Source organism: Curtobacterium sp. 22159 (assembly GCF_052045775.1).
In the GTDB taxonomy this organism is placed as follows: Bacteria; Actinomycetota; Actinomycetes; order Actinomycetales; family Microbacteriaceae; genus Curtobacterium.
This window is the reverse complement of sequence record NZ_JBQEPN010000010.1, coordinates 1-7,668: the sequence shown is the minus strand read 5'-3', so window position 1 is coordinate 7,668 and position 7,668 is coordinate 1. Positions and strand designations below refer to the sequence as shown.

The 7,668-nt window shown below is 70.8% G+C and carries 7 protein-coding genes; 5 read left to right on the top strand and 2 right to left on the bottom strand.

Going from position 1 to position 7,668, the window contains the following annotated elements:
• Positions 1-42: 42 nt before the first annotated feature.
• Together ACTJKO_RS12315 and ACTJKO_RS12310 are read right to left on the bottom strand one after the other, a co-directional pair.
• Entirely contained in the window at positions 43-1,932 is a 1,890-nt protein-coding gene (locus tag ACTJKO_RS12315; RefSeq protein WP_440689081.1) for a glycoside hydrolase family 15 protein, read from the bottom strand.
• A gap of 55 nt (positions 1,933-1,987) precedes the next feature.
• Entirely contained in the window at positions 1,988-3,052 is a 1,065-nt protein-coding gene (locus ACTJKO_RS12310; protein WP_440689079.1) for an App1 family protein, read from the bottom strand.
• 144 nt (positions 3,053-3,196) lie between these two features.
• Between ACTJKO_RS12310 and ACTJKO_RS12305 the strand changes: the two genes are divergently transcribed.
• From ACTJKO_RS12305 to ACTJKO_RS12285, 5 genes are all read left to right on the top strand, one after another.
• Positions 3,197-3,844, top strand: a complete 648-nt coding sequence (locus tag ACTJKO_RS12305; RefSeq protein WP_440689077.1) for a TetR family transcriptional regulator — start codon at positions 3,197-3,199, stop codon at positions 3,842-3,844.
• Positions 3,845-4,059: 215 nt separating this feature from the next.
• Positions 4,060-4,929 (top strand): ABC transporter ATP-binding protein, encoded by an 870-nt coding sequence (locus ACTJKO_RS12300; protein ID WP_440689075.1) that lies wholly within the window; start codon positions 4,060-4,062, stop codon positions 4,927-4,929.
• On the top strand, positions 4,926-5,648 hold the full coding sequence (locus ACTJKO_RS12295; protein ID WP_440689073.1) for an ABC transporter permease: 723 nt from the start codon (positions 4,926-4,928) through the stop codon (positions 5,646-5,648). The genes ACTJKO_RS12300 and ACTJKO_RS12295 overlap by 4 nt, the downstream gene beginning before the upstream one ends.
• Positions 5,645-6,385 (top strand): ABC transporter permease, encoded by a 741-nt coding sequence (locus ACTJKO_RS12290; RefSeq protein WP_440689071.1) that lies wholly within the window; start codon positions 5,645-5,647, stop codon positions 6,383-6,385. Before ACTJKO_RS12295 ends, ACTJKO_RS12290 begins: the two co-directional genes overlap by 4 nt.
• Positions 6,382-7,317 carry an ABC transporter substrate-binding protein gene (locus tag ACTJKO_RS12285; protein WP_440689069.1) on the top strand — a complete coding sequence of 312 codons (936 nt, stop codon included), beginning with the start codon at positions 6,382-6,384 and terminating at the stop codon, positions 7,315-7,317. The genes ACTJKO_RS12290 and ACTJKO_RS12285 overlap by 4 nt, the downstream gene beginning before the upstream one ends.
• The last annotated feature ends 351 nt before the right edge of the window (positions 7,318-7,668 follow it).

Below are 7,668 nucleotides of genomic sequence, written 5' to 3'. Positions count from 1 at the left end.
TGGCACCGCGCCTCCCGTCCGTCCACCGGTGGCGTGAGGGCGTCAGGCCGGCGTGCCCGCCCGCTCGCCCTCGCCGGTCCAGGACCGGGTCCCGCCGTCGTGCACGGCGAGCCGCGTCCGGTGGCCGGCGGCGGTGCCGCGCGCCCGGGCGATGGCGTCCGCCGCGGACACGAGCGTGAGGTGGGAGAGCGCCTGCGGGGTGTTGCCGATGTGGTGGCCCGTGGCGGTGTCGATCTCCTCGGAGAGCATGCCGACGTCGTTCGCGTAGCCGACGAGCACGTCCATGAGCCGTTCGGCGTCCTCGATCCGACCCGAACCGGCGTACTGCTCGACGAGCCAGAACGAGCACGCGAGGAACGGGTGCTCGCTGCCGGACAGGCCGTCGAAGCCGGCGGACGTGCGGTACCGGAGCACGAGGCCGTCCGGTCCGGTCCGCAGGTCCTCCTCGATCGCGGTGACGGTGCCGGTCATCCGGGGGTCGCCGGGCTTCAGGTAGCCGATCTGCGGCAGGACGAGGAGGCTCGCGTCGACCTCGTCGGTGTCGTAGTGCTGCCGGTAGCTGCCGCGCTCGGCGTTCCAGCCGTGCTGCTCGATCTCCGCCCGGACCTGGTCGCGCAGGTCCCGCCAGCGGTCGACCGGACCCTCGAGTCCGAACTCCTCGACCGCGGCGACCCCGCGGTCGAACGCGGCCCAGATCATCGCCCGTGAGTGCGTGAAGTGCCGCCGCGGTCCGCGCATCTCCCAGATGCCGTTGTCGGGCTCCTGCCAGTGCTCCTCGACGTAGCCGAGCAGCGCGCGCTGGAGGGCCCACGAGTCGGCGTTCTCCTCGACGCCGAGCTCCCGGGCGTCGTGGAGCGCGGCGAGGACCTCGCCGAACACGTCCCCCTGGTACTGCGTGTAGGCGCCGTTCCCGACCCGGACGGGCGTGGAGCCGGCGTACCCGGGCAGGTTCGCCAGCTCGCGCTCGGGGAGCTCGCGTTCCCCGGCGATGCCGTACATGATCTGCACGTCGGCGGGGTCGCCGGCGATCGCCCGGAGGAGCCAGCCGCGCCAGTGCGCGGCCTCGTCGCGGTAGCCGTGGGCGATGAGGGAGGCTAGCGCCAGTGAGGCGTCCCGGAGCCACACGTAGCGGTAGTCCCAGTTGCGTTCCCCACCAGGGTCCTCCGGGAGGCTCGTGGTCGCGGCCGCGACGACGCCGCCGGTCTCGGCGTGGGTCATGGCGCGCAGGAACATCAGCGACTGGCGGGTGGCGTCGACGTAGCGGCCGTGCGTCCGGATCGGTGCCATCCACTCCCGCCACCACGCGGTGGTCCGGGCGAGCGCGGCGTCGACGTCGATCGGCTCCGGCGGCTCGCGGTGGGACGGGTACCAGGTGAGCACGGTGTCGAGGACGTCCCCGTCGCGCACGGTGGTCGTCGCGGTGTGCCGGTGGTGGTCGGCGTGGAAGCGGACACCGCGCACGATGACCGATCCGGGGCCGGCGGTCGCGAGGAGGGCCGGGTCCTCGTCGCCCCCGATCTGCCGCACCCACGGGAGGGCACGCGCGTAGTCGAACCGGATGCGGAGGACCTGGCGCAGCTCCACCGAGCCCCGGAGCCCGCGGACGCGACGGACGATCGTGGCGCGGTGGGCGCCGACGGGCATGAACTCGGTGACCTCGACGACGCCGCTGCTCGTGGTCCAGACGGTCGCGAGGACGAGGGTGTCGTGGTCGTAACGGCGGGTGGCGGTCGCGTCCGGGTCGGTCGGCCGGAGCGTCCAGTGCCCGTGGTCCTCGGTGCCGAGCAGTGACGCGAAGGTGGACGGGCTGTCGAACCGGGGCAGGCACGCCCAGTCGATCGTCCCGTCGCGCCCGACCAGTGCTGCGGTGTACGTGTCACCGATCAGTGCGTGGTCCTCGATGCGGTTGGTCGGTGGCTTCGCCGTGCTCATGAGCCGATCCAACCACCGGGGCCCGGGGACGCTCGGACGTGCGCTGAGGGAGGGTTCAGGCCGGGTCGGCGGGGTCGGCCTCGGCCAGCCCGACGCGGGCGAGCTCGGACCAGATGCCGGCGCCGTCGGGGGCGTACACCCACGGCGCGGAGGACTCCCGGGACCGCTCCTGCGCACGGGAGCGTCCGCCGGCGAGGACCGCCTCGCTCGTGGACAGCTGCCGGATCGCCACGCCCGCGACGTTCTCGGGGTGGGCCCGGGCGAACTCGCCGTACAGGGCCTCGTCGTGCTGCCCGTCGTCGCCGACGAGCAGCCACTGCACGTCCGGGAAGTCCTTCGCGAGCCGCTCGAGGTTCTGCTGCTTGTGGAGCTGGCCGCTCCGGAAGAACCGGTCGTGCGTGGGACCCCAGTCGGTGAGCAGCAGCGTGCCGGACGGGTAGAGGTTGCGGCTGAGGAAGCGTTGCAGGGTGGGCGCGACGTTCCACGCACCCGTGGACAGGTAGACCGTCGGGGCGCCCGGGTGCTGCGCGAGCACACGTTCGTACAGGACGGACATCCCGGGGACGGGGCGTCTCGCGTGCTCGGTCAGGACGAAGGAGTTCCACGCGGCGAGCATCGGGCGGGGGAGCGAGGTCACCATCACGGTGTCGTCGACGTCGGACAGCAGCCCGAAGCGGGTGTCCGGGTGCACGATGAACACGTCGGCCTCGACGTCGCGCATGCCGCCGGCGGAGAGCTTGATGGTGCGCCACCCCGGTTCGAGGTCGATCGGCACGATGGTGTCGACCACGCCGCCGCGGTCGGACTGCACCACGTGCGTCGTGCCGCCCGCGGTGATGGTGACCTCGGCGTCGTCGACGGCGACGCTCGTGAAGCTCTTCCAGCCGCGGACGCCGTAGAACGAGGCGTCCGACGCGAGCCCGCGCCGGGTGAGCAGGACGCGGCAGAGGACGCGGACCCAGCCGGGCGCGCCGTACCCGTTGTACGGGATCACCGTCGGGACGAGCCCGCGGCGGCGTGCGCGCTGCTCGCGGAACTCCTGGACGGCGTCCTCGATCCGGGCGGCCCGGTGGAGGATCGGCTCGGCCAGCGACGGCTCGTGTGGCGTCGGGTCGGGCATCGCTCCATCATTCCACGCCGCGGCCCGGGAGACCTACGACCTCGCAGGTGCTTTGGGAGAGTCGCAGCGATGTTCCAGCCGGTCTCTGCGACAGTTGGTCAGTCACACCCACATGACCGCGCTGTCGGCGCAAGAGGAGAACACGTGCTCGTCACCGAGGTACCGAACGCACTGCCGGGGGGATCATCACTGCTCAGGAACGAGCCGGTCCAAGCCCGCAGTTCGGCGCGCCTCGCCGGCCTCCTCGACGCCGCCGCGGGCGTGATCGACGAGATCGGGTTCGAGCGCCTGACCACCGCGATGGTCGCCGAGCGGGCCGGTGCGTCGATCGGCACCGTCTACCGCTACTTCCCGGACCGCATCGCCGTGGTCGAGGCCCTGGCGATCCGGTGCACCCAGCGGCTGGCGGAGCGGTTCGTCAGCGCGCTCGACGAGAGCGGCGCCGCCACCTGGCAGGACGCCTGCGACGCGCTCATCGACGTCACCGCCGAGATGTACCACTCCGAGCCGGGCTTCCGGGCGATCCGCTTCGGTGACGCGGCCGACACCGGTTCCGGCGAGTCGGAGGACCGGATGGCCGCGCTGGGGAGCACGGTCGCGACGATCATGCACGAGCGGTTCGGCGTGCCGACGAGCGAACGCATGCAGCGGACGTGGGTCGTCCTCGCCGAGTCGGCGCACGCGGTCCTCGCCCGCGCGCACCGCGACCCCGCTGCCCCGGACACCGCGCTGATCGAGGAGTACCGCTCGATGAGCCGTGCCCACCTCGAAGCGGTGATCGCCGCCGCCTGACGGCCGCCACGCCACCCACCAATCCCTCGACGCCCGCGCTCCGAACTGGAGGCGCGGGCGTCGTCGCGCGTACGGCCTGCGGTCGTGCGGACGGGGCCGGCACGCACGTCCTCCGGGTCGCCGGGAGCCGTCACGGATCGTCACGGCAGAACCACTGTCGGACCCGACGGGTACTCTCACTCGGAGTCGGGCTACCTCCGAACAGAAGGGCACCCATGATCGAGTTCCGCTCGGTGCGCAAGACCTACCCGGACGGCACCAACGCGGTCGACGACTTCAGCCTCGTCATCCCCTCGAGGACCACGACGGTCTTCGTCGGATCGAGCGGCTGCGGCAAGACCACGCTGCTCCGGATGATCAACCGCATGGTCGACCCCACCGCCGGCGCCGTCGAGATCGACGGTGAGGACGTCGCGGGCGTGGACCCGGTCCAGCTCCGTCGCCGCATCGGCTACGTGATGCAGAACGCCGGCCTGCTGCCGCACCGCAAGGTCGTCGACAACATCGCCACGGTCCCGCTCCTCACCGGGGTGTCGAAGGCCGATGCCCGCGAACGGGCGCTCGAGCTGATGGACACCGTCGGTCTCGACCGGGCGTTCGCGAACCGGTACCCCTCGCAGCTCTCCGGCGGCCAGCAGCAGCGCGTCGGGGTCGCCCGCGGCCTCGCGGTCGACCCGAACATCCTCCTCATGGACGAACCGTTCGGCGCGGTCGACCCGCTGGTCCGCAACGACCTGCAGGACGAGCTCATCCGCCTGCAGCGGGAACTCGGCAAGACGGTCGTGTTCGTCACGCACGACATCGACGAGGCGTTCAAGCTCGGCGACCAGGTCGTGATCCTCAAGAAGGGCGGCGAGATCGCCCAGCTCGGCACCCCGGCGGAGATCCTCGCCGAGCCGGCCGACGACTTCGTCGCGAACTTCATCGGCGCCGGACGAGGACGCCGTGCGCTGCGGGTCGAGCAGACCCCCACCGGGCCCATCGTCGTCGACGGCGACGGGCGCGCGGCCGGCGTGCTCACCGGTCCCGTCCAGGTGGTCGACGCGGCCGAGGCCGTGCCGCAGCGGCAGCGGGACGACGCGTGAACTGGATCCTCGGCAACCTCGACACGATCACGTCGAACCTGGTCGCGCACATCTGGTTGTCGATCCCGCCGATCGTGATCAGCTTCGTGCTGTCGGTCCCGATCGGACTCGTCGTGTCCCGCCTCCGCAAGCGCCGCGGTGCCGCACGGGCGACCGGCTCCACCATCGTCGTGGTGGCGAGCCTGCTCTACGCGATCCCGTCGTTCCCGTTCTTCCTCGCGTTGCCCGCGATCCTCGGCACGAACATCCTCGACCCGATCAACGTCGTGATCGCGCTCACGGTGTACGGCATCGCCCTCATGGCGCGCTCGGCGGCCGACGCGATCGACGCCGTCGACGCCGAGGTCGTCAGCGCCTCCGAGGCGCTCGGGTACTCGCCGGCGCAGCGGTTCTTCAAGGTGGAGCTGCCGCTCGCCGGTCCGGTGCTGCTCGCGGGCATCCGTGTGGTGGCGGTGTCGACGGTGAGCCTCGTCACGGTCGGTGCGCTGCTCGGCATCGCGAACCTCGGGTTCCTCCTCACCGACGGGCTGAAGCGCGGCATCAGCGTCGAGATCCTCACCGGCATCGTCCTGACGATCGTGCTCGCGCTCGTGATCGACGGACTGCTCGTCGTCATCGGACGGATCATCATGCCGTGGACGCGGGGGACCGGTCGGTCGGCTCGGGCCGTGCGCCGTCGCGCCGCGGCCGACGTCCGGGCAGGGGAGGTCTCCGCGTGAACCTCTTCGCCCAGGGCATCGCCTGGATCTTCGACCCGGCGAACAACACCGGGGACAACGCGATCCTCGTCCGACTCGGCGAGCACGTCGCCATCACGCTGCTGACCGTGGCCATCGCGACCGTCATCGCCGTCCCGCTCGGCCTGCTCATCGGTCACACCGGCAAGGGTCGCAGCGTCGCGGTCGGTCTGTCCGGCGGCGTCCGCGCGCTGCCGACCCTCGGCCTGCTGACGCTCCTGGCGCTGTGGCTCGGTCTCGGCTTGCAGGCACCGGTGATCTCGTTCGTCATCCTCGCGATCCCGTCGATCCTCGCCGGCACCTACTCCGGGGTCGAGGCGATCGACCGGGTCACGATCGACGCCGCCCGTGCGCAGGGCATGACCGCCTGGCAGGTGCTCGGCAAGGTCGAGATCCCCCTGGCCCTGCCGCTCATCGTCGGCGGCATCCGGGCCGCGGTCCTGCAGGTCGTCGCGACCGTCACCCTCGCCGCCTACATCAACGCGGGCGGCCTCGGCGGCTACGCGTTCTCCGGCCTCGCCAACTCGGACTACGTCGAGGTCCTCGGCGGTTCGATCCTGGTGATCGTGCTCGCCATCGTCTTCGAGATCGTCTTCGCCGTCCTGCAGCGGCTCGCCGTCCCCGCGGGTGTCTCCGCAGGTGCGGCGGACCGGTCCCGGCGGAGCACCCGCAGCTCAGCACCTCGAGCATCAACCCCCGTGGAAGGAACCCACCCGTGATCACAGCAACGACCCGGCGCCTCGCCGCGACGATCGCCGTCGCCTCGGCAGCCGCCATCGCCCTCGTGGGCTGCTCCTCGAGCGACCCGCTCTCCTCCGGCTCCGGCGGCGGGGACTCCAAGACGATCGTCGTCGGTTCGCAGGCGTACCCGTCGAACGAGATCATCGCCGAGCTCTACGCGCAGGAACTCCAGCACGAGGGCTTCACCGTGACGAAGAAGCTCAACATCGGGCAGCGCAAGGCGTACTGGCCCGAGGTCGCGAAGGGCAGCATCAACGTCTTCCCCGAGTACAACGGCAACCTGCTGAACTTCCTGCTGCAGGAGGACGGCAAGGACACCACGACCGAGACGACGACCTCGGGCATCAACTCGGCGCTGTCCGACGCGCTGCCGTCCGGCGTGAAGGCGCTGCCCTCGGCCGACGCCTCCGACGCGGACACCTACACGGTGACGCAGGAGACCGCTGACAAGTACGGGCTGAAGTCGATCGCCGACCTGTCGAAGATCGGCGGGACCATCTCGATCGCCGCGAACCCCGAGTTCGCGACGGCCGCGTACGGTCCGACCGGGCTCAAGGCGAAGTACGGCATCACCGGCCAGGTCAACCAGCAGAACGACTCGGGCGGCCCGCTGACGATCAAGGCGATCAAGGACGGCGACTCGCAGGTCGCGGACATCTACTCCGCCAGCGCCTCCATCAAGACCGAGAAGCTCGTCACCCTCGAGGACCCGAAGCACCTCGTCCCCGCGAACAACGTGACGCCGATCGTCTCGAAGGACCTCGACTCGAAGGCGGCCGCCGCCATCGAGAAGGTGGACAAGGTCCTGACGACCGACGCGCTGATCGAGCTGAACCGGCAGAACTCGGTCGACCAGAAGTCGGCCGCCTCGGTCGCGAAGGCCTTCCTCCAGAGCAAGGGCCTCCTGTAACTCCTTCGGCAGCTTGAACGACAGGTGTCGGGCAATCGCCCGGCACCTGTCGTCGTTCGTGGGGAGGGGTGTGCAGCACGTCGGTTCCGCACGGTTGTGCCGTGCACGGGGTCTGCACGTTCGTGCAGTGAGGACTTCTACAAGTTGTCGAACGAGGTGTCCGCGCGGTAGCGTGTGGGTGTCCCAATGGTTGTGACAGCAGAAGTCCCACCTTCCACAGGAAGCAACTGACGTGCACGAACAGCGCGCGGCTACCCGGCCCGGACACGCCGCATGAACGACATCCTCGATCCCCTGATCCTGTCGCGATGGCAGTTCGGTCTGACGACCATCTACCACTTCCTCTTCGTC

Excerpts from the sequence above, each read along its gene's own strand:
- ACTJKO_RS12315 (WP_440689081.1), bottom strand. The coding sequence starts at position 1,932 with ATGAGCACGGCGAAGCCACCGACCAACCGCATCGAGGACCACGCACTG.
- ACTJKO_RS12310 (WP_440689079.1), bottom strand. The coding sequence starts at position 3,052 with ATGCCCGACCCGACGCCACACGAGCCGTCGCTGGCCGAGCCGATCCTC.
- ACTJKO_RS12300 (WP_440689075.1), top strand. The coding sequence starts at position 4,060 with ATGATCGAGTTCCGCTCGGTGCGCAAGACCTACCCGGACGGCACCAAC.